The sequence below is a fragment of the Nocardioides sediminis genome (assembly GCF_003047295.1).
Lineage (GTDB): Bacteria > Actinomycetota > Actinomycetes > Propionibacteriales > Nocardioidaceae > Nocardioides > Nocardioides sediminis.
In genome coordinates, this window is the sequence record NZ_PZYZ01000003.1 from 331,517 (window position 1) to 354,533 (window position 23,017).

The window sequence follows — 23,017 nt, forward strand, 5'->3', positions numbered from 1 at the left end:
GGCGTTCAACCACCGGACGCCCCTGCCGAGCGGCGCCGCCGGACCTACGCTCCGATGCATGACGGAGTACCAGGTCACGCGGTGGCGCCAGCTGCCGTCCATGGTGGCGGTCAGGGATGCCGAGGAGACGGCGAAGGCCCAGCTCGCACCGCGGTTCCAGGAGGCGATCGACGAAGCGGCGATGCGGCTCGGTGACACCGGCACGGACGACTACCTCGCGGGCTGGGAACGATCCCCGTGGACCGAGGCCGCAGGCACCCCTGTCGAGGTGCTCGACCGGGTCGTCGCCGAGCTCGATGCCGCGTGGCCGGCCGACAGGATCGCCGGGTACCTCGACGGGCTGGCCGGATGAACCGGCTGGCGGCGCTGCTGGGCGTCGACCGTCCGGTGCTGCTCGACGGCGGCATGGGCACGCTCCTGCAGGACAGGGGCCTCGAGGACGGTGCCCCCGGTGAGCTCTGGAACCTCGACAACCCGGACGCCGTCAGGGCGGCGCACGAGGCCTACGCCGAGGCGGGATCACGGGTGCTCACGACGAACACGTTCGGCGGCACCCGGCCGCGGCTGGACATGCACGGGCTCGGGGACCGGCTGGCCGAGGTGAACCGCAGTGCCGCGCGGATCGCACGGTCCGTGGCCGACGAGCACGGACTCCTCGTCGCCGGCGACCTCGGTCCGACCGGCGAGCTGCTCGAACCGCTCGGGACCATGACGCCCGCGGACGCGCAGGAACTGTTCGCCGAGCAGCTCACCGCGCTGGTCGAGGGCGGGATCGACCTGGTCCTGGTCGAGACGCTCAGTGACCTCGGCGAGGCCGACGCGGCCCTGGCCGCGGCACGACAGGCCGCCCCCGACCTGCCGGTCGTCGTCACCCTGAGCTTCGACACCAACGTGCGCACCATGATGGGGGTGCGTCCGGGCGACGCGGTGGCGCACCTCGCGGCGGCGGGTGCCGACGCCGTGGGCGCCAACTGCGGTCGCGGTCCGGAGGAGATGGAGCTCATCGCCGCGGAGATGGCGCAGGTCCGGCCCCGCGGCCTGCTCCTGGTCGCCCAGTCGAACGCCGGCCTCCCGCACGTCGTGGGCGACCACTTCGAGTACGACGCCACGCCCGACGACCTGGCCGAGCACGCCGCCCGGCTGGCGGGCCTCGGCATCGACCTGGTCGGCGGCTGCTGCGGCTCGACGCCCGCGCACATCGCCGCGATCCGCGCCACCCTGTCCTCGGCCTGAGCCGGGGCGCCGTCACCTCGGCTGACAGGATGCACCGGTGCGTGCCGTGGTCGTCGATGCCGTCCGTAGTCGTCCCGAGGTCCGGGAGGTGGCCGAGCCGACGGCCCCGGACGGCGGCGTGGTGGTCCGCGTGATGGCCACCGGGATGTGCCGGAGCGACTGGCACGCCTGGGCGGGGCACGACGAGATCGCGTTCCCGCACGTGCCCGGCCACGAGCTGGCCGGCGTCGTGGCCGAGGTCGGAACGGGCGTGGAGCGGTGGGCGGTCGGCGACCGGGTGACCGTCCCGTTCGTCTGCGGGTGCGGCCGGTGCGAGTGGTGCGTGGGCGGGGACGCCCAGGTGTGCCCGGACCAGCAGCAACCGGGCTTCACCCACTGGGGATCGTTCGCCGAGCACGTCGCACTGCACGCGGCGGACACCAACTTGGTCGCCCTTCCCGGGGAGGTCGACTTCGTGACCGCCGCGAGCCTCGGCTGCCGGTTCGCCACGGCGTACCGCGCCCTCGTCGGCCGCGCACGGCTCGCCGAGGGCGAGTGGGTGACCGTGGTCGGCGCCGGCGGCGTGGGACTCAGCGCGGTGATGATCGCGCGCGCGCTGGGTGGCCGGGTGGTGGCCGTCGACCGGAACCCGGAGGCCCTGGCCGTCGCGTCCGAGCTCGGCGCGGAGCACGTGGTGCGTGCCGACGGCTCCGACGTCGCGGCCGCGGTCGCCGACCTCACCGGCGGCGGCAGCCACGTCGCGGTGGACGCGGTCGGCAGCGAGCAGACCTGCGCCGACGCGATCCTCGGCCTCCGGCGTCGCGGCCGCCACGTGCAGGTTGGGCTGCTGCCCCCCGTGGACGGTCATCCCCGGGTACCGATGGAGCGGGTGATCGGTTGGGAGCTCGACCTGCTGGGCAGTCACGGGATGGCCGCAGCCGACTACCCGGACATGCTCGCGCTCATCGAACACGGCCGGCTCCAGCCGCAACGCCTGGTCGAGCGCACCATCGGGCTCGACGAGGCGGCAGCGCTGCTCCCCCGCTTCGACCAGGCGACCGTGGCCGGGATGACGATCGTCGACCCCGCCCGCTGACCGTCCGGCTCTCGGCCGGCCGGGTGAGCGGCCCTGGCCTTTGCATGGGGCGTCGACGGGAGTACCCCGCGGTGGCAGGGTTGCTCCCGTGAAGCGACCACCTCCCCCGCTCCTGGCGCTGGCTGCCGGCCTCGTCCAGCGCGCGATGACGCCCGCGGCACCACGCCCCTCCACGCCGCGCGCGCTGCTCTCCGCCGCGGTGGGAGCAGCGTCGGTGGCGCTGGCCACGGCGTCGGCGTGGCAGTTCCGGCGCCAGGGCACCACGGTCGAGCCGTTCGACCCGTCGAAGTCGACCGCACTCGTGACGACGGGCGTCAACACGATCAGCCGCAACCCCATGTACGTCGGCATGGCCGGCGTGCTCGTCGCCCACGCCGTGCGCCGAGGGTCCTGGAGGACCCTCGTCCCCGCGGCCGTCTTCGTGGGCGTCATCGACCGGTTCCAGGTCGCCGCGGAGGAGTCGGCCCTCCGAGCGTCCTTCGGTGCCGAGTACGACGCCTACTGCGACGCCGTGCCCCGGTGGCTGGACCGTCGGTCCTTGACCGCCTGATCCCGGACCCCGGTGATGGAGCAGCGAGGAAGCACGGCACCCCGGCCGGTGGCGCTCCCCCGCCGGGTGCTCGCCGCGGCCGTCGCCCGCGTCCTGCGGATGCCGCCGGGTCGCGCCGACTGCACGGTGCTCCGGACCAGCGTCCGCATGCGTGACGGCGTCGAGCTCCTGACCGACGTCCACGCTCCGACGACCACGTCCCTCGGCACGGTGCTCATCCGCACGCCGTACGGCCGCACAGGCCTGATCGCCCAGCTCACGGCGGGCTGGCTCGCCACACACGGCTACCACGTCGTCAACCAGAGCTGTCGGGGGACGTCCGGCTCGGGCGGGGTCTTCCGACCGTTCGCCCAGGAGGTCGCCGACGGGGCGGACACGGTCGCCTGGCTGCGACGGCAGCCGTGGTTCAGCGGTCGGTTCGCGCTGTGGGGGGCGTCGTACCTGGGTTACTCGGCATGGGCGGTGATGGCGGAGCCGCCCCCGGAGCTGGCTGCGGCCGTGGTGGCGATCTCCGCCCACGACAACCACGAGATGACGCACGGCAGCGGAGCCGTTGCGCTCCAGGGAGTGGTGGACCTCCTCGACGCCCTGGGGCACCTCTCGGACGGGCCCGTCGCCGGCGCCCTCCATGCCGCGACCGCCGGCCGGCGCCTGGCGCCCGCGTTCGAGCAGCTCCCCCTCGTGCGGGCCCTGGACACGGTCCTCGCCGGGAGCGGCATGCCCTACCTGGACTGGCTCACCGGCTCGGCGGCCGAGGACGCCGTGTGGCGGGCCATGCGCGTGGAGCAGGCGCTCGAGCGGGTCGACGTACCGGTCCTGCTGCAGGCGGGATGGCAGGACCCGTTCGCCGACCAGATGCTCGAGCAGTACCGGCGACTGCGGGACCGGGGGGTCGAGGTCGGGCTGACGGTCGGGCCATGGACACACGTCGAGGTGGGCACCAGGGGCGCCGGGACCGTCATGACCGAGAGCCTGGACTGGCTGTCGGAGCACCTCGGCAGGACGGCCGGTCGTCGGCGGCCGAGCCCGGTCCACCTGTACGTCGAGGGCGCCCGGGAGTGGCGCCACCTGCCGGCCTGGCCCCCTGCCACCGTCGAGCGCGTCCTCCACCTGCAGCCGGGCGGCGGGCTCGACGACCACCTTCCGGCCGCCGACTCCGGTCCGACGACCTTCACCTTCGACCCGGCGGCCCCCACACCGTCCGTCGGTGGCCGGGTGGTCAATCCGAGGATGAGCGGTCACCGCGACAACCGGCCCCTCGAGGAACGAGCAGACGTCGTGACGTTCACCGGGCCGCCGCTCGTCGAGGCCGTGGAGGTGATGGGCAGCCCGGTGGTCGAGCTGGTGCACCGGACCGACAACCCCCACGCCGACCTCTTCGTCCGACTGTGCGAGGCGGCTGCCGACGGGAGGTCGGTCAACGTGAGCGACGGCTTCACCCGGTTGGGGCCCGGCCGTGCGGACGGGACCGTGCGGCTGCGCCTGGAAGCCGTGGCCCACCGCTTCGCCCCCGGGACCAGGATCCGCCTGCAGGTGTCCGGCGGCGCCCACCCCCGGTATGCGCGGAACCTCGGCACGGCCGAGGACCCGGTGACGAGCAGCACCCTGGCGCCCTCCCGACGCGCGATCTTCCACGGCGACGGCGGCGTCTCGAGGGTCCTGCTGCCGTGCGTGCCCCTGTAGACCGGGCCCATGGTCCCCTGCCCGGTAGCCCTTCGACGGTGACACAGCGTGCTCCGGCACGCGATCCTCTCTCCATGAGCCAGCCGATGGAACAGGTCAGCACCGCCGCCGGCGACGTCGCCGGGAGCATCGTGGTCGCGGTCGACGGGTCAGACCACTCCGACCGGGCCGTGCGATGGGCGGTGGAGCAGGCCGCCCTCGAGACCCGTCCGTTGGTGGCCGTGGCGGTGGCAGGTGACACCGGCACCGCGGCCGAGGACGCCGTCGCAGCGGCGCGCGGGCTCGCTCCCGACCTTCCTGTGCGAGGTGCGAGCGTGGCCGGTGAGCCCCGCGAGGTCCTGATCGACCTGTCGACGGAGGCGCACCTCCTCGTCGTCGGCTCCCGGGGTCGGGGATCACTGCGTGGCATCCTGCTCGGCTCCGTCAGTGCCGCGGTCAGCGCCCAGTCGGCGTGCCCGGTCGTGGTCTGCCGGCCCTCGGGGGGCGACCCTGTGCAGTCCGGGGTGCTCGTCGGCGCCGACGGGACTCCCGAGTCCCGTGCGGTCATCGAGTTCGCCTACCGACAGGCCAGCCTGCGCGGGCTGCCGCTCACGGTCCTGCACTGCTTCTGGGACGCGGCCGCCGCCGTGGCCCAGTACCGCGAGGCCCGCGGCCAGACCGTCGTGCCCCCGGACCTCGAGGAGCTCCGCGCCGCCCTGTCCGAGGCGGTCGCCGGGCTCGCCGAGCAGTACCCCGACGTGCCGGTCACCCTCACCCTCAAGCACGGCTTCGCCGACCAGGCGCTCGGTCCGCGCCACGGCGGGTGGGACCTGGTCGTCGTCGGGCGCCACCCCATGACCTCGCTGGGCCGGGTGTTCACCGGGTCCATCGCCACGACCGTCGTCGAGCGCGCCCACGGCCCGGTGGCGGTGGTCCCCGTGGCAGCCCCACCGGACTGAGCCGGCCCGGACGACGTACCACTCCGCTGGCAGGTCACGGACGCCGGCGGCGCCGTCGCCTACGAGACCGGGTGCGTGGCCGCCTCGCTCGACCGAGGGGAGCACTCGAGCTCGACCACGACGCGCTGCACCCCCGCCTCCGGCTCGCCGACCCGGGCGTCGCCGAGACGTCGCAGCATGGCGAGCGACGCGAGGTTGCCCGCGCTGACCACCGTCTTGATCCGCTCGACACCCTGCGGCCGGTGCAACATGAGCACCTGCAGCAACGCCGTCGCGACCCCCCGCCCGTGCCAGTCGTCCACCACGGTCACCGCGACGTCCGCGGCGCTGGGGTCGTCGGGGTACCGGATGATCCGGGCCAGCCCGAGCGGCAGCTCGGTCCCGTCCGCGGTGATGACCAGCAGCACCAGCGCGACGTGGTCGGTGCCGTCCACCTCGTCGACGAGGTGGTCCAGCATCGTCTCGGTGAGCTCCGGGACCGCCGCCAGGAAGCGGTCGAACCGCGTCTCGGCGGACAGGTGCTCGTACTCCCGGCGCAGCGCCTCGCGGTTGGCCCGCAGCAGCGGTACGACGAACCCCTCGGTGCCGTCACGCAGGCGCACGGGCGTCAGGTCGTCCATGCCTTCGCCCGGCACGCGCCGGTGCCGGGTCAGCTCCCCGCCCGCACCACCAGGCGCGCCACGACACCGGCGTGGTCGGAGGGCCACAGGCCGGAGTCCGTCCTGTCCTCGACCTCGTCACCGACGACCCTGGCCCGCGGCGCCTTGACGTCCGTGCTGTGCAGCACGAGGTCGATCCGCGTGGTGAGCGGGTTGTCCGGGTCCCGCAGCGTCGGGTCGAAGCAGCAGGTCTCCCCCGCGTCCTTGGGGTGGTTGCGCGTCCACGCGTCCCCACCGACGCCGGCGAGGAGCGCGGTGTAGGCCGGAGCGTCCGGGGCACGGGAGTTGTAGTCGCCGACGTACACCATCGGCAGCTCTCCGAGCTCGGCCGCCAGGACCTCCTGGGCCTCGAGCAGCTCGCCGACCTGGAGGACCCGGAGCTGCTCGGCGTCCAGGCCGGGGATCCCGAAGGCCTCGAGGTGGGAGTTGACGAAGCGGAGCTCGGCCCGTCGGGACTGCACGTCGACCGAGCCCCAGCCCCGGGCGACGGGCAGCACCGCTTGTCCGAACGGGAACTCGATGATGTTCTCGAAGGTGCCGTTGCGGGCGTTGCTCACCTCGACGTCGTCGCGCGCGATGATCACGTCCCGGTCGGCCAGCGAGACCGCCGCCGTCGGGGCGCCGCCCACGAGGATCGGGATGGGCGGCGACTCGAAGTTGTCCGCGGTCGCCCCCTCCACCTCCGCATAGGCGGCCCCGCGCTCGGCCAGGGCCTCCAGCAGCAAATCGAGGAAGTCGTAGGCGACCACCGGGTCGGTGGGCGTGCCCGTCCGGTAGTCGTACGTCGTCCAGGTGGTGACCTCCTGCAGGCCCACCACCTCGGGGTCGGCCGCGACGATCTCGTCGGCGATGGCGGCCATCCGCTCCTCGGGCTCGGTGGCCTGCACCGCGGCCCAGGTCGCCGTGGCGGCACGGACGACGGCCGTCGGGTCGGTACCGCCGAGCGCCACCAGGATCGGGGTCAGGTCCGCGCCCAGGTAGAGGTTGCGGGTCATCACGTCCACGGTCCGCGCGGCATGGGAGCCGTGCGCGGCCGCCGAAGGCGGCGACTCGGCGGAGGCACCTCCGCCCGGCCCGACGAGGGCGGTGGTCGCGAGCATCGCGGCGCAGAGGCCGACGAAGGCGGTGCGACGGCGGGCACTGGCACGTCGAGGGGTCCCGGTCATCCTCGGACCGTGGCACCAGTGGTGCGTGTCGCACAAGACCCAAGTGGGGTACGGCGCGACTCAGGCCGGGTCGGTCACGTCCGCGACCTGCGCCCCGAGGTGCGCGATGACGTCGTCGGCAGCCAGGGTCGCGGCGACGCCGTGGGCACCTCCGCCGATCGAGACGGTCCGGCCGACCATCCGCTCGTCGGCGACGACCGGCAGCGCCGTCGCGGCGCCGAACGGGGTGATCGTGCCGCGCTCGTAGCCGGTGACCTCCCGGGCCCCGTCGGCGTCCGGCATGGAGATCCGGTTGACCCCGAGCAGCGCCCGGAGCTTGGGCCAGGAGATCTCCCGGTCCCCGGGCACCAGGACGAGCAGGTGGTCGCCGGCACCGCGTCGTACGACCATCGTCTTGACGACGTCCCGGGGCTCCACCCCGCGTGCCTCGGCCGCCTCGGGCAGCGACCGGACGCGTCCGTGGCGGGTGACCACGTGGTCGATCCCGGACGCGGCCAGCGCTCGGAGGGCGGGCGTGTCCTGCGGTGTCCCTGCCGGTGTCCCTGCGTCCACGCCCCGACCCTACGACTCCCGGTCGCCCAGGCCTCGGCGCTCGGCCCACAGCGCGGCCTGCGTCCGGTCGACGACCCCGATGCGGGCGAAGACCGAGGTGAGGTGGGCCTTGACCGTGCGCTCGGAGATGCCGAGCCGTCTCGCGATCTGCTTGTTGGCCAGTCCCTGCCGGACCAGTCCCAGCACCTCCCGCTCCCGGGGTGTCAGGTCCGGCGCGGCCTGTCCCGCCTGTGTCGACTGTCTCGCGCCGAGCAGCTGCCGGGCCGCACGCGGGTGCAGCGGCGACTCCCCGCGGCTGACCGCCCGCACGCCCGCGACCACGTCCTCGGGGTCGGCGTCCTTGAGCAGGTAGCCCACCGCGCCGGCGTCGAGTGCGGCGACGATGCGCTCGGCGTCGGAGAAGGAGGTGAGCACCAGGACGTCGGGGCCGCCCTCGGCCACGATGCGGCGCGTGGCGGTCACCCCGTCGGTGCCGGGCATCTGGAGGTCCATGAGCACGACGTCGGGTCGCGTGCGCCGCACCTCCTGCACCGCCTCGTCGCCGTCGGCCGCGCTTCCCACCACCTCGATGTCGGGCTCGCCGGCCAGGAGCCGCTCGAGGCCGCCCCGCAGCACGGCGTGGTCGTCGACGAGCACCACCCGGATCGTCATGACCGCGTCTCCAGCCGTGTGGTCGTCCCGGCGCCCGGAGCGGAGCGGATCGTCAGCGAGCCGCCCCGGTCGCGCACGAGGCTCTCCAGCCCGCGCAGCCCGTAGTGTGCCGTGGCGTCGACGGACCCGGGGTCGAAGCCCACTCCGTCGTCCTCGACGGTGAGCACGAGCGCGCTCCCCTCCCGCCGTACGTCGACGGTCATCGTCGTCGCACGCGCGTGCCGCAACGTGTTGCGCACCGCCTCCTGCGCCACCCGCCAGACCAGCGCGGCATCCTCCTCGTGGACCTCGCCGAGGTCGCCGACACGGACGTCCACCTCCACCCCGGCCGCCGCGACCGGGGCGCACAGGTCGTCCAGCGCGGCGGGAAGGGTCGCCGCGGTCAGGTCGGGCGGGTGGATCTCCACCAGCAGCGAGCGCAGCGACCGCAGGGAGCCGCGCAGCGACCCTGCCGTGTCGAGCAGCGTCCTACGGGTCGGCTCGGGCTGGTCACGGGCCAGCGCCGAGAGGGCGAAGGCGGACCCCGCGATGTCCTGCACCACCCCGTCGTGCAGGTCTCGCGCGATCCTGCGGCGTTCGGCCGCCGAGGCGCTGGCGGCTCCACGGAGCAGGCGTTCCCGCTCTGCGGCGGCGCGTCGCACCCGTCGGTTGAGCAGCCACAGCAACGTCGTCGCGACGGCCACGAGGAGCACCAGGGCGCCCACGGTGATCCGCTGGAAGGGGGCGATGACCTCCGCCTGGCGGTCCTGGATCCGGGCCAGCGTGTAGTAGGCCTCGAACAGCAGCGGCTCGCCCTCCGGCGTCACCACCTGCGTGTAGACCTCGACCAGCTCCGGGCCCCCGCGCTCGTAGCGGTTCTCGGGCTCGTCGAGCTCGGAGACCTCCGCGTCCGAGCCGCCGCCCCGGAGGATCTCGAGCTCCTCGCCGTCGAGCGCGAAGGTCTCCCCGATCAGGCGCACGTCGTCGGAGTAGACGATGGTGCCGTCGGCCGACCAGATCTTGACGCGCCGTACGTCGCCGACCAGCAGTCGCTCGGTCGCCGTCCGGTCGAAGCGGTCCACCGCCCCCGGCCGGCCGGCCGCCAGCCCGGCCGGGATCGCCGGCTCGGCCACCGATCGCGCGAGCAGCCGGGTCGTGGCCCGGGCGTCGGACAGCGCCTCCTCGTGGGCGGCGCGGGAGGCGAGCACCCGGGCGCCCACGACGATCGCGGCCAGCGCCACGAGCCCGACGACCAGGAAGACGGCCACCGGGCTCCGCAGCACCCGCCGCGCGGCTCCCGGGCCCTGGGTGGACATGGACGCAGTATGCCGACGCGACGCCGCCCCCGGGCCCGAACTGCGCGTCAGTAGGTCAGCCTCGCGACGCACACCGCACCGTCGTGGGTGGCGCGGAAGCGGAAGGTGTCGGCGCCGGGCGCGTCGACGGTCCTGCGCTCGACCTCGAACGAGCCGCTGCGACCGGTCGTGCGCGAGGCACCGCGGGCCGACACGCTGCCGTTGTGCCGCAGCACCCACGTCCAGGTCTGGCCGACCCGGTTGCTGTCGATCTCGGCCTCGACCTCGAGCCGGCCGTCGTCGGGCTTGGCCTTGATCTTCCAGGTGGCTCCGCTGTTGCAGCTGCCGCGGCGGATGGTCTCGTCGTCGTCCCCGGCCGTGGCCGCGGAGGCGGCGAGCACGGGGACGGTGGTGGCGACGAGCGCCGTCGCGGCGAGGGTGGTGAACAGGCGCTTCATGGGGTCCTCCTCGGTCGGTGTGGCCCCCAGCGTCCGTCCGGTCCGGTACGGCTCACCATCGTCCGCTGGTACTACGACCCCCGGCCGCTCCGCTCCTGCAGGCGCTCGATGTGCTCGGACGCCTCGGCCTTGGTCAGGTCGGCCGAGATCTCCTCGCCCGCCTCCCGGGCCAGCGTGTCGAGGTAGCTGCGCTGGGCGCCCGTCATCGGCTCGTCACCCGTCACCCACTGCTCGGGGTCCTTCTCGGTGGTGGAGGGCTTCTCGCCGCCGAGGACCTCGGCGGACTCGTCCGAATGCATGTTCGAATCAGTCATGGCTCGACCGTACGCCGCCCCTGCGACAGGTCAACCGTCGCGCCACCCCGCGGGGTGGCGGCGCACCCGTCCCGGCCGTACGCGGCGGCGACACCTCCGCCCTCGGCCGCGGACACGCCGACACAAGATGTGGTCCCACACCTCCCCCACAGACCTACATATGGTGGCGGACGCAGCTGGTTCGCGACGTCAGCCAGACGTCGCGAGGCAAGAGGGAACCCGGTGTGAGTCCGGGACTGCCCCGCAGCGGTGAGTGGGAACGACAGCCGTCACACGCACTGGGTCGAGCGATCGACCTGGGAAGCGACGGCCGGTAGGGGTCGACCGGCGAGAGCCGGGAGGCGCGCCCACGAGTCCGAAGACCTGCCAGCGCACCGCACCCGCCGGGTGCGGTGGTCCGATGCCGCGCGGGACGGCTGACGGCACGGCACGACGCTGCGCCCACGGCGTACGTCGCGCTCCCGTCGCTCCTCGCGCGCCCGGACCGTCCGAGTCCGTCTCGCGAGGAGAGAGAATGACGGTGACCACCACGGGCCGCCCTGACGTGCGCACAGGGATGCAGGTCCGCAAGAGGAACGGCGACGGCGAGCCCGTCGACGTCAACAAGATCGTCCGCGCCATCGACCGGTGCAGCGAGGACCTGGCCGAGGTCGACCCCATGCGGGTCGCCACCCGCACCATCAGCGGCCTGTACGACGGCGCCACGACCGCCGAGCTCGACCGGCTGTCCATCCAGACCGCTGCGGAGATGATCGGCGAGGAGCCGCAGTACTCCCAGCTGGCCGCCCGGCTGCTGTCCGGCTTCATCGACAAGGAGGTCCGCAACCAAGGCGTCGCGTCGTTCAGCCAGTCGGTCGCCCTCGGCCACGCCGAGGGGCTGATCGGCGACGAGACGGCGGCGTTCGTCAAGGACAACGCCCGCAAGCTCGACTTCGCGGTCGACGACGCTGCCGACCGGCGCTTCGAGTACTTCGGCCTGCGCACGGTCTACGACCGCTACCTGCTGCGGCACCCCACGTCACGCCTCGTCGTGGAGACCCCGCAGTACTTCCTGCTTCGCGTGGCCTGCGGCCTGGCGCGCACCCCGGGCGAGGCGGTCGACTTCTACCGCCTGATGTCGCACCTGGCCTACCTGCCGTCGTCGCCGACGCTGTTCAACTCCGGCACCCGCCACACCCAGATGTCCTCGTGCTACCTCGTGGACAGCCCCCGCGACGACCTGGACTCCATCTACTCGCGCTACGCACAGGTGGCGAAGCTCTCGAAGTTCGCCGGCGGCATCGGGCTGGCCTTCAGCCGGGTCCGATCGCGAGGTGCCCTCATCCGCGGCACCAACGGCCAGTCCAACGGCATCGTGCCTTTCCTGCGCACGCTCGACGCGTCGGTCGCCGCCGTCAACCAGGGTGGCCGCCGCAAGGGAGCGGCGTGCGTCTACCTCGAGCCGTGGCACCCGGACGTCGAGGAGTTCCTCGAGCTCCGCGACAACACCGGCGAGGACGCCCGGCGCACCCACAACCTCAACCTCGCCCACTGGGTGCCCGACGAGTTCATGCGCCGGGTCGAGGCCGACGAGGTGTGGTCGCTCATCGACCCCGACGCGGCGCCGGAGCTCCCCGACCTGTGGGGCGCCGCGTTCGACGAGGCCTACCGGGCCGTGGAGGTCGAGGGTCGCTACGTGCGTCAGGTCCGGGCCCGCGACCTCTACGCCCGGATGATGCGGACGCTCGCCCAGACCGGCAACGGCTGGATGACCTTCAAGGACGCGTCCAACCGCACCTGCAACCAGACCAGGGACACCCCCGGCGGCCCGGTCGTGCACCTGTCCAACCTGTGCACCGAGATCATCGAGGTCTCGTCCGACGGCGAGACCGCGGTGTGCAACCTCGGCTCGGTCAACCTCGCCCGCCACCTCACCCCCGACCGCTCGGCCGTCGACTGGGAGACCCTGCGACGGACGGTCCGGACCGCGGTGCCGCTGCTGGACCGGGTCATCGACATCAACTACTACCCGAGCACCGAGTCGCAGGCGTCCAACCCGCGCTGGCGGCCGGTGGGCCTCGGACTGATGGGCCTCCAGGACGTGTTCTTCGCCCTCGGCCTGCCCTTCGACTCCGACGAGGCGCGCGAGCTGTCCACCCGGATCTCCGAGGAGATCTACCTGACCGCGCTCGAGGTGAGCTGCGAGCTCGCCGCGCGGCACGGCCCGCACCCGTCGTACGACGAGACGCGGGCCGCCGCGGGCGTCCTGCAGCAGGACCTGTGGGACGTGACCGGCACCCAGGTCGAGCGGTGGGACGCGCTGCGGGCGAGGATCGCCGAGCACGGCCTGCGCAACTCGCTGCTCGTCGCCATCGCGCCGACCGCGACGATCGCCTCGATCGCGGGCTGCTACGAGTGCATCGAGCCGCAGGTGTCCAACCTGTTCAAGCGCGAGACGCTGTCCGGCGAGTTCCTCCAGGTCAACACCGCCCTGGTGCGCGAGCTCAAGGAGCGGGGGCTGTGGACCGCCGAGGTGCGCGAGCAGGTCAAGCGGGCCGAGGGATCGGTGCAGGGCATCGGCGCGCTGCCCGAGGACGTACGCCGCCTCTTCCGCACCGCCTGGGAGCTCCCGCAACGGGCCCTGATCGACATGGCGGCCGCGCGGGCGCCGTACGTCGACCAGAGCCAGTCGCTCAACCTGTTCATCGCCGGACCGTCCATCGGCAAGCTCAGCTCGATGTACCTCCACGCCTGGAAGTCCGGCCTCAAGACGACCTACTACCTGCGCTCGCGCCCCGCGACGCGCATCCAGCAGACGACGACGTCGGTGGGCGAGCCGGCCGCCGCGCCGCTGACCATCACCGACACCACCGACGTCACCCCGACCGACGAGGAGGCACCCGCGTGCTCCCTCGAGAACCCCGAGAGCTGCGAGGCCTGCCAGTGACCACCACCGACCCGACCACCACCGACCCGACCAGCGCCGGCCACAGCACCGCGACCGACACCAGCGAGACCCGGATGCTCCTCGATCCCGGCATGAACCTCACGCTGCGGCCGATGCGCTACCCACACTTCTACGACCGCTACCGGGACGCCATCAAGAACACCTGGACCGTCGAGGAGGTCGACCTGCACTCCGACCTCAAGGACCTGCACCGGCTCAGCGACGCCGAGCGGCACCTGGTGTCACGGCTGGTGGCGTTCTTCGCCACCGGCGACACGATCGTGGCCAACAACCTGGTGCTCAACCTCTACCAGCACATCAACTCCCCCGAGGGCCGGCTCTACCTCTCCCGCCAGCTCTTCGAGGAGGCGGTGCACGTGCAGTTCTACCTGACCCTGCTCGACACCTACGTCCCCGACGAGGGCGAGCGCCACGAGGCGTTCGCGGCCGTCGACAACATCCCGTCGATCAAGGCCAAGGCCGACTTCTGCTTCCGGTGGATCGACTCGGTCTTCGACCTCGACGCGCTCGAGACCCGGGAGCACCGCCGCAGGTTCCTGCTCAACCTGATCTGCTTCGCCGCGGTCATCGAGGGCCTGTTCTTCTACGGCGCGTTCGCCTACGTCTACTTCCTCCGCTCCCGCGGACTGCTCAACGGGCTGGCGTCGGGCACCAACTGGGTCTTCCGCGACGAGTCGATGCACATGGCGTTCGCCTTCGACGTGGTCGACACGGTCCGCGAGGAGGAGCCGGAGCTCTTCGACGAGCAGATGGCCGCCGACGTGCGCCAGATGCTCGTCGACGGCGTGGACGCGGAGGCGCAGTTCGCTCACGACCTCCTCGGTGGCGGCGTCGCCGGCCTCTCGACGGCCGACATGCGCTCCTACCTGGAGTACGTCGCCGACCGGCGCATGCAGCGCCTCGGGCTCGAGCCGATCTACGGCTCGGCCAACCCGCTCGCGTTCATGGAGCTGCAGGACGTGCAGGAGCTGTCCAACTTCTTCGAGCGCAAGGTGTCGGCCTACCAGGTGGGCGTCTCGGGCTCGGTCGGGTTCGACGAGGACTTCTGACCCGCGGCGTGTCGGACGTGCGCGAGTCCCACCCGGTCCGGCCCCCGGCGGGCCGGACCGGGGCCGACCTCGGCACGTCCGACACGCGTCCGCGGCCATCTCGCCGATCCCGTCCGCCGGCGACGCCCCGGTGGGACACTCCTGCCATGGGCTACTCCGGCGCACCGCCCGCCTCCGTCGGGTCGACGGTGGGCATCGCCTGCGCCGTCGCCGTGGTGCTCGGCTTCACCCCCATGCTGGCCGTGCTGGGCATGGTGGCCGCGGCCGTCGGCATGGCGCGCGGCGAGGGACTGGCGGGCATCGCGGTGCCGCTCGGCATCATCGCCCTGTTCGTGGCGTTCGTGCTCCCGTCGGCGACCTGGCTCGCCTGACCGGTCACTCCAGCGTGAACTGCACCGACCGCGACGCCACGTCCGCCCTGGACAGGGTCAGGGCCACGTCCTCGCCCACCGGCAGCGGACGGGAACCCACGACCTGCGCCTCGATGGCCGGGTCCTGGACGGTCGCCTCGCCGCGCCGGTCGTCCTTCTCGTCGGTCTCCACGATGACCCCGGCGAAGGACTCCCCCACGCGCGGCGCCAGCATGGCCGCCTCGACCAGGTTGAGCACGGCGTTCTGGTACTGGTTGGCCCGGCGGCCCGACTCGCGCATCGTGTCGGGCAGCTCGCCGAGCTTGGCGACCACCCAGTCCGGCACCTCCTCGCCGGCGCACAGCGCGACGCAGATCTCCAGCGCGTAGCGGTCGACGAGCCGGCGCAGCGGCGCGGTCACGTGGGCGTACTCCGAGGCCAACGCCGAGTGCTGCGGCTGCTCGGGAAGGTCGCCGTTGAACCCGACGTACCCGCTCCCCCGCAACAGCCGGGTGCACGCCACGACCATGGCCGCGTGGTTGGGCCTGGACACGTCGAGCGATCGGATGAAGTCGGGGTAGAGCTGCTCGGCGGGCCACTCGATGCCGAGCGCCCGCGCGGTGCGGTGCAGCCGCTGCACGTCGTGCGGGTCGGCGGGCGGAAGGGTGCGTAGCAGGCCGACCCTCGCGTAGACCATCAGCGAGGCCGCGGCGAAGCCGGTGAGCAGCGAGATCTGCGCGTTCCACTCCTCCACCGGCAGCATCCTGCGGAACTCGAGCCGCCAGTGGCCCTGCTCGTCGATGATCTCCTGCTCCGGGAGCGGCAGCGTCACCCCGCCGCGCGCGGCCTCGCGCGCCAACCGGAGCTCGCCGACCTCCTGGAGGAGGGTGAACATCTCGTCGGCGGTGCCGGCGTCGACCTGCTCCTGCAGGGTGTCGTAGTCCAGCTTGGCCCGCGACCGCACCCGGGCGCGCTCGACGACCACGTCGGTGCCCTCGCCGGTCTCGTCGACCTGGATCGTCCACACCAGCGCCGGACGGACCTGGTCGGGCAGCAGCGAGCCGGCGTCCTCGGAGATGACGGTGGGGTGCAGCGGGATCTTGGAGTCGGCGCCGTACAGCGTCTCGCCGCGGCGGTTGGCCTCGACGTCGACCGGGTCCCCCGGCGTGACGAAGGCCGCGAGGTCGGCGATCGCGTAGCGCACGACGTAGCCGCCGCCGTTGCGCTCGATGTGCATCGCCTGGTCGAGGTCGCGCGCCGAGGCCGGGTCGATCGTCACGAAGGGGACGTCGGTCCTGTCCAGGTCGGGCATCCGCGGGTTGGCCGCGGCCTCCGCCGCCGCGCGTTCCACCGCCTCGGGGAAGTCCGGGGTCACCTTCATCTCGGCCTGGATCGCGGCGATCCCGGAGCGCAGCGTCTCGGCCGAGACGGTGTCGTCGCCGGTGCGGACTGTGATGACGCGGTTGCTCGGCATGCCCCGCACCCTAGCCAAGGACGGCTGCGCCGAGCCCCTACTCTTGCCCGCGTGCTGATCCTGTTGCCGCCGAGCGAGGGCAAGACCGCTCCCCGACGCGGCAAGCCGCTCGACCTGTCCGCCCTCGGCTCCCCCGTCCTCACCGAGACCCGCGAACGCGTCGTCGACGCGGTCGTCGACCTGGCGGCCCGCCCCGACGCCGCCGACCTGCTCGGCCTCGGCGGCACCCAGGCCGACCTCGTCGACCTCGACGCGCGGTTGCGCACCTCCCCCACGACGCGCGGCGACCGGGTCTACACCGGCGTCCTGTACGACGCCCTGGGCTTCGACACGCTCTCGGCCGCGGCGAAGCGGCGGGCCTCGACCCGGGTGGCGATCACGTCCTCGGTCTTCGGGCTCGTGCGCCCTGGCGACCGCATCCCGTCCTACCGCCTGTCGGGCGACGTCAGCCTCCCCGGTCTCGGGCCGGTGGCGGGGATCTGGCGCGAGGTGCTCGGCGACGCCGTCGAGGAGGCCGTCGGGTCCGGGCTGCTGGTCGACCTCCGGTCCACCATGTACGCCGCGTTCTGGCGACCGCCGGCCGAGATGGCGCAGCGGGTGGCCACGGTCCGGGTGCTGCACGAGGCCGACGGCGTCCGGAAGGTCGTCAGCCACTTCAACAAGGCGACCAAGGGCCGCATCGTGCGCGCCGTGCTGGAGGACGGCGGCAACCCGCGCACCCCGGCGGCGCTGGCGCGGCTGCTGACCGACCTCGGCTGGACCGTCGAGGTGGGGGCCCCGACCTCCCGCGGCACCCAGCTCGACGTCGTCGTCGGCGAGGTCTGACCGGGTGTGTCGCTGCTGGCGACGCCAGGTGCCGGACCTGCCGATGAGGGCGAACCGCCGTGTCGGGATGATGACGCGGACCCTCAGGTGGGGGCTCGCACGGTCCTGAACGACGTGGAGGCCAGGCCGAGGGCCACGGCGCCGAACGCCACCGCGGCGACGACCAGCATGGTCTGCATGCCAACCGCGTCTGCCAGCAGACCCGCGAGGGGCGCGACCACGACCACGACGGCCCGGTTGAGCGACCGCAGCGTCGTGTTGGTGCGCGCCTGCAGCGCGTCGGGGGTCACGAGCTGTCGGTAGCTCATCTCGTGCGAGTTGCTCATGCCCATCGCCAGCCCGTAGATGCCTTGGCCCAGCCCGAGCACCCAGGCGGCGTACGAGGACTGGCCGGCCAGCGTCATGGTGACTACGGCGCTGGTCGTGAGCAGGTGGCACAGGATGATCGTCCGGCCGGTTCCGAGGCGTAGGCCGACCGCGGTCGTGATGGCGGCGCCGAGTGCGGCTCCGACGCCCCCGGCAGCGCCGACGAGGCCGAACTCCGCGGCGCTGAGGTCCAGCACGAGGAACGCGTACGGGGCCAGCACGACGCCGACGACGGCGTTGCCGACGAACCAGCCGTGGGTGGCGATCGCCAGGGTCCTCAGCCCCGATGCGCCGTAGGCCCAGCGGACGCCATCGAGGATCTCGCCGAGCAGCCGACGTGCCGTGACACCGGTGCGTGGTGGCGGCTCGTCCACCTCGATCCTGCGCAGGGTGAGTGCTGAGTAGAGGTAGGTGGCGGAGTCCACGACGACCGCGAAGGGTGCACCGACGGCGGTGACCAGCAGACCACCGAGCGCGGGACCGGCTGCCGACGACACAGCGTCGGCTCCGTCCACACGAGCGTGTGCAGGCTGGAGCCGGCCGCGCTCCACCAACCGCGGGAGGAACGACATCGTCGCCGCCATGTTGACCACGGCTGCGGTGCCGTAGGCGAAGACGACGGCCAGGAGCACGGGCATCGACAGCGCCTCGAGCCACCACAGCACCGGGATCAGCAGCAGCAGCACCGCTTGGGCAAGGTCGGTGTTCACCATCAGGGGAAGGCGGCGCCTGCCGTCGACGAGCGCCCCCACGACGAGCCCTAAGGTCAGGTAGGGCAGCCAGCGAGCAGCGTTGAGCCACCCGACGTCCGCGGCCGTCCCGTCCAGGGTCAGCACGACCAGCGCCTGCAGCGCGAACACGGTGACGTACGTGCCCAGCCCCGAGACCGCTGTGGCGCGCCAGTACCGAAGGAACGACCGGGAGATGAACACGCCCCCGTCGCCCACCCGGCCACCTTCTCACGGCGCACTGGCCGGCCAGGAGGTTAGGTTCTCGGGCATGGATGCTCGGATCCCCTACCAGCCGCTGGCGGTCGACCAGTCCCACGTGCTCTACGACCACGGGCCGGACTCGCTACCGCAACCCGGTGTCACGGCGGGCTGCACGATCCGGCTGCAGCTCACTGACTCGCGAGCGTTCCCCGGCACGAGCCGCGACATCTGGGTGCACGCACCCGCAGCATCGGACGGCGCGCTGCCCTGCATGGTCTTCCAGGACGGCGGGGGCTTCCTCGACCCCGAGGACGACCTGCGGGCCGGGACCGTCCTGGACAACCTGATCGCAGCCAGCGACATCCCGCCGATGATCGGCGTCTTCGTCGAACCGGTCGCCCGCAACGCCGAGTACGACGCATTCGACAGCCGCTACGCCGACCTCCTCGCCGACGAGGTCCTGCCCCTGGTCGAGCAGCAGGTCCGCATCACTACTGACCCGGCCGAGCGTGGACTCTGCGGGTTCAGCAGCGGTGGCAGCGCGGCCCTGACGGCAGCCTGGCATCGGCCCGACGCGTTCGGGAAGGTCGTCGGCTTCTCCTCGAGCTTCCCGCAGGTCGTCGGAGGCAACCCCTACCCGGAGCTCATCGGGTCCGAGCCCGCCAGACCGCTGCGCATCCTGCTGCACGTCGGGCACCGGGACCTCGGCTGGGACGAGCACGAGGACAACTGGCTGGCGGAGAACCTGCTCGTCGCCGCCGCGCTCTTCCACGCCGGCTACGACGCCCGACTGGTGCTCGGCGACGGCGCACACGACTCCAACCATCCCGGCGTGCTGCTGCCCGACGCGCTGCGCTGGCTCTGGCGGTAGGCAGTGCTGCCGGCGCACCCTCCCCAGCCGAGAGGGACACACCCGATGAGGTCCGCTACAGGCCGGACTCGGAGGTGCGCACCAGGATCCGCTGGCACTCCTCGCACCGCACCACCTCGTCGGCGGAGGTCCGCTTGATCTGCGCGAGCTCGGCGTTGTCCAGGGTGATGTGGCATCCCCCGCACTGGCGGGCGCGCAGCTCGGCGGCCCCGATGCCGCTCTTGGCACGCAGCCGCTCGTAGAGCGCCATCAGGTCCTCGGGGATCCCCTCGGCGGCGGGGCCGCGCTCGGCCTCGGCCGCAGCCAGCTGCTCGTCGATCTCGGCCCAGCGGGTGTCGCGCGCGGCCACCAGCTCGGCGACCTGGGCGTCGGTCTCGGCGAGCTGGGCGGCCAGCCGGTCGTGCGTCGCCTGGGCCTCCTCCAGCCGCTCCATGATCTCGAGCTCGGTGTCCTCCAGCGTGGTGACCCGGCGGTCGAGCGAGACCAGCTCGTGCTGCATCCGCTCGAGGTCCTTGGGGTTGGTGATGAGGCCGGCGTCCATCCGCTCGCGGTCGCGGGTGCGGCGGGCCTTCACCTGCTCGACGTCGGCGTCGGCCTTGCGCTGCTCCGCCGTGAGGTCCTCGACGGCGATCCGGGCGTCACGGAGCCGGTCGTCGACGTCCCCCCGGCCGGTCTCGAGCTCGGCGATCCGGGCGATCTCGGGCAGGGCGCGTCGCTGGTGGCGCAGCTGGTCGATGCGCGCGTCGACCGCCTGGAGGTCGAGCAGCTTCAACTGGGCTTGCGGGTCGGCTTTCAACGCTCTCCTCGATCGGGGCTGGTGGCTCGGAAGTCCCACGGGTCGGTGCACCGGGTGCTCACGCGGGTCTCGACCCTATCGCCCAGGGCCTCGCGCAGGCGGGCCTGCACCACGGGCAGCCACGTCCACTCGGCGGCCCAGTGGGCGACGTCGACCAGCGCCGGCCCGTCGTGCTCCCGGAACTCGGCCGCCCGGTGGTGCCGCAGGTCGCTGGTGAGGTAGACGTCGGCGTCCGACCCGGCCAGCCGGTCGAGCAGGAAGTCGCCGGCTCCCCCGCACAGCGCCACCCGGCGTACGGGGCGGTCGGGGTCCCCCGACACCCGCACGCCGTGCGCGGTCGCGGGCAGGACGGAGGCGACGTGCTCGGCGAACGCGCGCAGCGTGGTGGGCTCCACGGAGCCGACCCGGCCGGTGCCCGTGGTGGCGAGCCCGGCGTCGGCCGTCTCGACGAGGTCGAAGGCCGGCTCCTCGTAGGGGTGCGCCGCCAGCAGCGCTCGCACGACCGCCGTACGCCGCGAGCGCGGGACCACGGCCTCGACCCGCGCCTCCGGGACGACCTCGAGGTCGCCCACCGTGCCGATGGTCGGCGACGCGCCGGCCAGCGGACGGAAGCGTCCCTCGCCCGTCGTGGTGAAGGTGCACGAGTCGTAGTCACCGATCGTCCCGGCACCGGCCTCGGCCAGCGCGACCCGCACCGCCTCGGCGTGCTCGACCGGGACGTGCACGGTGATCTTGTCGACGGGTGGTGCGGGCGCGGGCAGGATCGGGACGAGGTCGCGCAGGCCGAGGGCGAGCGCCAGCGACTCCGACACCCCGCCGACCGCCTGGTCGGCGTTGGTGTGGGCGGTGAGCAGCGCACACCCGCCCGTCGTGAGCGCGTGGAGCGTGCGCCCCTTGGGCGTGGTCGCCGCGACCCCGTGGACCGCGCTGAGGAACAGCGGGTGGTGCGTCACCAGCAGGTCGGCACCCCAGGCGACCGCCTCCTGCGCGACCTCCAGGGTGGGGTCGACGGCCAGCAGGACGCGTCCCACCCCGGCCGCCGGATCGCCGGCCGCGAGGCCGACGGCGTCCCACGAGCCCGCGGTGGCGGGCGGGTACCAGCCGTGGAGCAGGTCGACGACCTCGGCGAGCGTGGGGCGGTCCGCGCGGGTGGACATGCGCGCAGGCTAGCGGCGTCCTAGTTGACCTGCCGGTCCCGACCCTCCCAGTAGGGCTGCCGCAGCTTGAACTTCTGCAGCTTGCCGGTGGCCGTCCGGGCCAGCACCTCGCGGAACTCGATGGAGGTGGGCGCCTTGTAGCCCGCCGCCTTCTCCTTGCACCAGGCGATGAGCTCCGCCTCGTCGACCGTCGCGCCCTCGGCCAGCACGACGAGCGCCTTGATCGTCTCGCCCCACTTCTCGCTCGGCACGCCGATGACCGCCACCTCGGCGACCGCCGGGTGGGAGAAGAGCACGTCCTCGACCTCGATCGAGGAGACGTTCTCGCCGCCGGTGATGATCACGTCCTTCTTGCGGTCGCTGATCGTGAGGTAGCCGTCGTCGCCGATCGTGCCGCCGTCACCGGTGTGGAACCAGCCGCCGTCCAGCGCCTTGGCCGTCTCCTCCGGCTGCTCCCAGTAGCCCTCCAGGACGACGTTGGAGCGCGCGAGCACCTCGCCGTGCTCGTCGGTCCGCAGGCGTACGCCGAGCGCGGGCGCACCGGCCCGGGTGAGCCGGGTCGCGCGCTCCTCGGCCGACAGGTCGTCCCACTCGGCGCGCGAGCGGTTGATGGTGAGCAGCGGGGAGGTCTCGGTGAGGCCGTAGATCTGGACGAACTCCCAGCCCAGCTCCTCCTCGACGCGCACGACGGTCTTGGTGGGCGGCGGCGCCCCGGCCATGATGATGCGCACGCGGTCCCGGCCGGGGATCTCGCCCTCCCAGGTCTGTGCGGCCTCCAGCACCGCCGCGGCGACGGCGGGCGCGGCACACATCACCGTCACCCCGTGGTCACGCACCCGGCGCAGGATCTCGGCGCCGTCGACCTTGCGCAGCACCACCTGCGGAACGCCCAGCCCCGTCATCGCGAACGGCATCCCCCAGCCGTTGGCGTGGAACATCGGCAGCGTGTGCAGGTAGACGTCCCGGTCGGTGACCCCCGCGTGCATCGCGAAGGTGACCGCGTTGACCCAGATGTTGCGGTGCGTGATCTGCACGCCCTTGGGGCGCGCGGTGGTCCCGGACGTGTAGTTGATGCAGGCGGTGGCGTTCTCGTCGGGCTCCCACGGGCGGGGCTCGACGCCTGACGCTGCGAACATGTCGTCGTCGTCACCGAGCACGAATCGGTGCTCCGCAGTCACCCCGGACAGGTCCTCGTCGAGCTCCGGGTCGACGTACAGCACGCGGGCGCCGGAGTGCTTGACGATGTAGGAGACCTCGTCGGGCCGCAGCCGGAAGTTGACCGGCACCAGCACGCGTCCGGAGCCGGCCACGCCGAAGAACGACGTCAGCAGCCGTGCGCTGTTGTGCGACACGACCGCGACCCTGTCTCCCGCCTCGAGCCCGAGCTGGTCGAGCCTGGCCGCCTGCCGGCGCGCCAGCGCCGCGACCTCGGCGTAGGTCAGGTCCCCCAGGGACGGCGCCGGCTGGTGGGGCTCGTCGACCACCCCGACGCGCTCGCCGTAGACGGTCCGGGCTCGGTCGATGAAGTCGGTGACGCTGAACGGGACGAACATGGCTCTCCTCCTCGTCGGGGCTGCCGACACTGTGGCACGCGTCACCACGGGGCGGCGAGGGCTCCGTCCTGCCCGCGCGACGGACGGCAGCCGCGGCGCGACGAGTGGCGACCGGGACCGGGGATGAGAGACCTCTCATCCCCG

Annotated in this window: 23 protein-coding genes and 1 riboswitch; of the genes, 11 read left to right on the forward strand and 12 right to left on the reverse strand. The window is 73.1% G+C overall.

Annotated elements, in window-relative coordinates:
- Positions 1-58 precede the first annotated feature (58 nt).
- The 6 genes from DAI17_RS10485 to DAI17_RS10510 all read left to right on the forward strand — a co-directional run bounded on the left by DAI17_RS10485 (position 59) and on the right by DAI17_RS10510 (position 5,479).
- Positions 59-352 carry a virulence factor gene (locus DAI17_RS10485; RefSeq protein WP_107772865.1) on the forward strand — a complete coding sequence of 98 codons (294 nt, stop codon included), beginning with the start codon at positions 59-61 and terminating at the stop codon, positions 350-352.
- On the forward strand, positions 349-1,233 hold the full coding sequence (locus tag DAI17_RS10490; protein WP_107772866.1) for a homocysteine S-methyltransferase family protein: 885 nt from the start codon (positions 349-351) through the stop codon (positions 1,231-1,233). Before DAI17_RS10485 ends, DAI17_RS10490 begins: the two co-directional genes overlap by 4 nt.
- 37 nt (positions 1,234-1,270) lie before the next feature.
- On the forward strand, positions 1,271-2,308 hold the full coding sequence (locus DAI17_RS10495; protein ID WP_107772867.1) for a zinc-dependent alcohol dehydrogenase family protein: 1,038 nt from the start codon (positions 1,271-1,273) through the stop codon (positions 2,306-2,308).
- Between the two features lie 88 nt (positions 2,309-2,396).
- A complete protein-coding gene (locus DAI17_RS10500) occupies positions 2,397-2,858 on the forward strand; it encodes a methyltransferase family protein (protein ID WP_234412433.1) in 462 nt (153 codons plus the stop codon).
- A gap of 15 nt (positions 2,859-2,873) precedes the next feature.
- The gene (locus DAI17_RS10505; protein WP_107772868.1) at positions 2,874-4,541 is read left to right on the forward strand and encodes a CocE/NonD family hydrolase; all 1,668 of its coding nucleotides are present in this window, start codon (positions 2,874-2,876) and stop codon (positions 4,539-4,541) included.
- Positions 4,542-4,615: 74 nt separating this feature from the next.
- The gene (locus DAI17_RS10510; RefSeq protein ID WP_107772869.1) at positions 4,616-5,479 is read left to right on the forward strand and encodes a universal stress protein; all 864 of its coding nucleotides are present in this window, start codon (positions 4,616-4,618) and stop codon (positions 5,477-5,479) included.
- A 59-nt stretch (positions 5,480-5,538) separates the two neighbouring features.
- On the opposite strand, the gene DAI17_RS10515 is transcribed toward DAI17_RS10510, so the two are convergent.
- The 7 genes from DAI17_RS10515 to DAI17_RS10545 form a co-directional block, all read right to left on the reverse strand.
- Positions 5,539-6,099, reverse strand: coding sequence for a GNAT family N-acetyltransferase (locus DAI17_RS10515; protein ID WP_107772870.1), 561 nt, complete (start codon positions 6,097-6,099; stop codon positions 5,539-5,541).
- 29 nt (positions 6,100-6,128) lie between these two features.
- Positions 6,129-7,304 (reverse strand): endonuclease/exonuclease/phosphatase family protein, encoded by a 1,176-nt coding sequence (locus tag DAI17_RS10520; RefSeq protein WP_107772871.1) that lies wholly within the window; start codon positions 7,302-7,304, stop codon positions 6,129-6,131.
- 60 nt (positions 7,305-7,364) lie between these two features.
- Positions 7,365-7,856: an aminoacyl-tRNA deacylase gene (locus DAI17_RS10525; protein ID WP_107772872.1), complete on the reverse strand. Its 492-nt coding sequence runs from the start codon at positions 7,854-7,856 to the stop codon at positions 7,365-7,367.
- 9 nt (positions 7,857-7,865) lie between these two features.
- Entirely contained in the window at positions 7,866-8,507 is a 642-nt protein-coding gene (locus DAI17_RS10530) for a response regulator (RefSeq protein WP_107772873.1), read from the reverse strand.
- Complete coding sequence (locus DAI17_RS10535; RefSeq protein WP_107772874.1) at positions 8,504-9,802, reverse strand: sensor histidine kinase; 1,299 nt, start codon at positions 9,800-9,802, stop codon at positions 8,504-8,506. The genes DAI17_RS10530 and DAI17_RS10535 overlap by 4 nt, the downstream gene beginning before the upstream one ends.
- Before the next feature lie 47 nt (positions 9,803-9,849).
- Entirely contained in the window at positions 9,850-10,239 is a 390-nt protein-coding gene (locus DAI17_RS10540; RefSeq protein WP_107772875.1) for a hypothetical protein, read from the reverse strand.
- Between the two features lie 71 nt (positions 10,240-10,310).
- A complete protein-coding gene (locus DAI17_RS10545) occupies positions 10,311-10,553 on the reverse strand; it encodes a DUF3072 domain-containing protein (RefSeq protein WP_107772876.1) in 243 nt (80 codons plus the stop codon).
- 175 nt (positions 10,554-10,728) lie between these two features.
- Positions 10,729-10,924: riboswitch (cobalamin riboswitch) on the forward strand.
- A gap of 143 nt (positions 10,925-11,067) precedes the next feature.
- Here DAI17_RS10545 and DAI17_RS10550 point away from each other — a divergent pair.
- The 3 genes from DAI17_RS10550 (at position 11,068) to DAI17_RS10560 (ending at position 14,920) form a co-directional block, all read left to right on the forward strand.
- The gene (locus DAI17_RS10550; RefSeq protein WP_199905054.1) at positions 11,068-13,479 is read left to right on the forward strand and encodes a ribonucleoside-diphosphate reductase subunit alpha; all 2,412 of its coding nucleotides are present in this window, start codon (positions 11,068-11,070) and stop codon (positions 13,477-13,479) included.
- The gene (locus DAI17_RS10555; RefSeq protein WP_234412434.1) at positions 13,476-14,549 is read left to right on the forward strand and encodes a ribonucleotide-diphosphate reductase subunit beta; all 1,074 of its coding nucleotides are present in this window, start codon (positions 13,476-13,478) and stop codon (positions 14,547-14,549) included. Before DAI17_RS10550 ends, DAI17_RS10555 begins: the two co-directional genes overlap by 4 nt.
- A gap of 146 nt (positions 14,550-14,695) precedes the next feature.
- Entirely contained in the window at positions 14,696-14,920 is a 225-nt protein-coding gene (locus tag DAI17_RS10560; protein ID WP_107772878.1) for a hypothetical protein, read from the forward strand.
- A 4-nt stretch (positions 14,921-14,924) separates the two neighbouring features.
- Here DAI17_RS10560 and DAI17_RS10565 read toward each other — a convergent pair whose 3' ends face one another.
- Entirely contained in the window at positions 14,925-16,373 is a 1,449-nt protein-coding gene (locus tag DAI17_RS10565) for an RNB domain-containing ribonuclease (protein WP_107772879.1), read from the reverse strand.
- Between the two features lie 51 nt (positions 16,374-16,424).
- Here DAI17_RS10565 and yaaA point away from each other — a divergent pair, with 51 nt between their 5' ends.
- The gene (gene yaaA / locus DAI17_RS10570) at positions 16,425-17,198 is read left to right on the forward strand and encodes a peroxide stress protein YaaA (RefSeq protein ID WP_107772880.1); all 774 of its coding nucleotides are present in this window, start codon (positions 16,425-16,427) and stop codon (positions 17,196-17,198) included.
- Positions 17,199-17,281: 83 nt separating this feature from the next.
- On the opposite strand, the gene DAI17_RS10575 is transcribed toward yaaA, so the two are convergent.
- A complete protein-coding gene (locus tag DAI17_RS10575) occupies positions 17,282-18,511 on the reverse strand; it encodes an MFS transporter (RefSeq protein ID WP_199905055.1) in 1,230 nt (409 codons plus the stop codon).
- 52 nt (positions 18,512-18,563) lie between these two features.
- Here DAI17_RS10575 and DAI17_RS10580 point away from each other — a divergent pair, with 52 nt between their 5' ends.
- Complete coding sequence (locus DAI17_RS10580) at positions 18,564-19,367, forward strand: alpha/beta hydrolase (protein WP_107772881.1); 804 nt, start codon at positions 18,564-18,566, stop codon at positions 19,365-19,367.
- A gap of 55 nt (positions 19,368-19,422) precedes the next feature.
- Here the strand turns inward: DAI17_RS10580 and DAI17_RS10585 are convergent, their stop codons facing one another.
- From DAI17_RS10585 to DAI17_RS10595, 3 genes are read right to left on the reverse strand one after another with little or no spacing between them, the layout of a single operon-like run.
- Positions 19,423-20,139 (reverse strand): zinc ribbon domain-containing protein, encoded by a 717-nt coding sequence (locus DAI17_RS10585; protein ID WP_107772882.1) that lies wholly within the window; start codon positions 20,137-20,139, stop codon positions 19,423-19,425.
- 20 nt (positions 20,140-20,159) lie between these two features.
- Positions 20,160-21,320, reverse strand: a complete 1,161-nt coding sequence (locus DAI17_RS10590) for a Nif3-like dinuclear metal center hexameric protein (RefSeq protein ID WP_107772883.1) — start codon at positions 21,318-21,320, stop codon at positions 20,160-20,162.
- Positions 21,321-21,340: 20 nt separating this feature from the next.
- Complete coding sequence (locus DAI17_RS10595) at positions 21,341-22,873, reverse strand: AMP-binding protein (protein ID WP_107772884.1); 1,533 nt, start codon at positions 22,871-22,873, stop codon at positions 21,341-21,343.
- Positions 22,874-23,017 lie beyond the last annotated feature (144 nt).

Excerpts from the sequence above, each read along its gene's own strand:
- DAI17_RS10485 (WP_107772865.1), top strand. The coding sequence starts at position 59 with ATGACGGAGTACCAGGTCACGCGGTGGCGCCAGCTGCCGTCCATGGTG.
- DAI17_RS10490 (WP_107772866.1), top strand. The coding sequence starts at position 349 with ATGAACCGGCTGGCGGCGCTGCTGGGCGTCGACCGTCCGGTGCTGCTC.
- DAI17_RS10505 (WP_107772868.1), top strand. The coding sequence starts at position 2,874 with ATGGAGCAGCGAGGAAGCACGGCACCCCGGCCGGTGGCGCTCCCCCGC.
- DAI17_RS10510 (WP_107772869.1), top strand. The coding sequence starts at position 4,616 with ATGAGCCAGCCGATGGAACAGGTCAGCACCGCCGCCGGCGACGTCGCC.
- DAI17_RS10515 (WP_107772870.1), bottom strand. The coding sequence starts at position 6,099 with ATGGACGACCTGACGCCCGTGCGCCTGCGTGACGGCACCGAGGGGTTC.
- DAI17_RS10520 (WP_107772871.1), bottom strand. The coding sequence starts at position 7,304 with ATGACCGGGACCCCTCGACGTGCCAGTGCCCGCCGTCGCACCGCCTTC.
- DAI17_RS10530 (WP_107772873.1), bottom strand. The coding sequence starts at position 8,507 with ATGACGATCCGGGTGGTGCTCGTCGACGACCACGCCGTGCTGCGGGGC.
- DAI17_RS10535 (WP_107772874.1), bottom strand. The coding sequence starts at position 9,802 with ATGTCCACCCAGGGCCCGGGAGCCGCGCGGCGGGTGCTGCGGAGCCCG.
- DAI17_RS10540 (WP_107772875.1), bottom strand. The coding sequence starts at position 10,239 with ATGAAGCGCCTGTTCACCACCCTCGCCGCGACGGCGCTCGTCGCCACC.
- DAI17_RS10545 (WP_107772876.1), bottom strand. The coding sequence starts at position 10,553 with ATGACTGATTCGAACATGCATTCGGACGAGTCCGCCGAGGTCCTCGGC.
- DAI17_RS10550 (WP_199905054.1), top strand. The coding sequence starts at position 11,068 with ATGACGGTGACCACCACGGGCCGCCCTGACGTGCGCACAGGGATGCAG.
- DAI17_RS10560 (WP_107772878.1), top strand. The coding sequence starts at position 14,696 with ATGGGCTACTCCGGCGCACCGCCCGCCTCCGTCGGGTCGACGGTGGGC.
- DAI17_RS10565 (WP_107772879.1), bottom strand. The coding sequence starts at position 16,373 with ATGCCGAGCAACCGCGTCATCACAGTCCGCACCGGCGACGACACCGTC.
- DAI17_RS10580 (WP_107772881.1), top strand. The coding sequence starts at position 18,564 with ATGGATGCTCGGATCCCCTACCAGCCGCTGGCGGTCGACCAGTCCCAC.
- DAI17_RS10590 (WP_107772883.1), bottom strand. The coding sequence starts at position 21,320 with ATGTCCACCCGCGCGGACCGCCCCACGCTCGCCGAGGTCGTCGACCTG.
- DAI17_RS10595 (WP_107772884.1), bottom strand. The coding sequence starts at position 22,873 with ATGTTCGTCCCGTTCAGCGTCACCGACTTCATCGACCGAGCCCGGACC.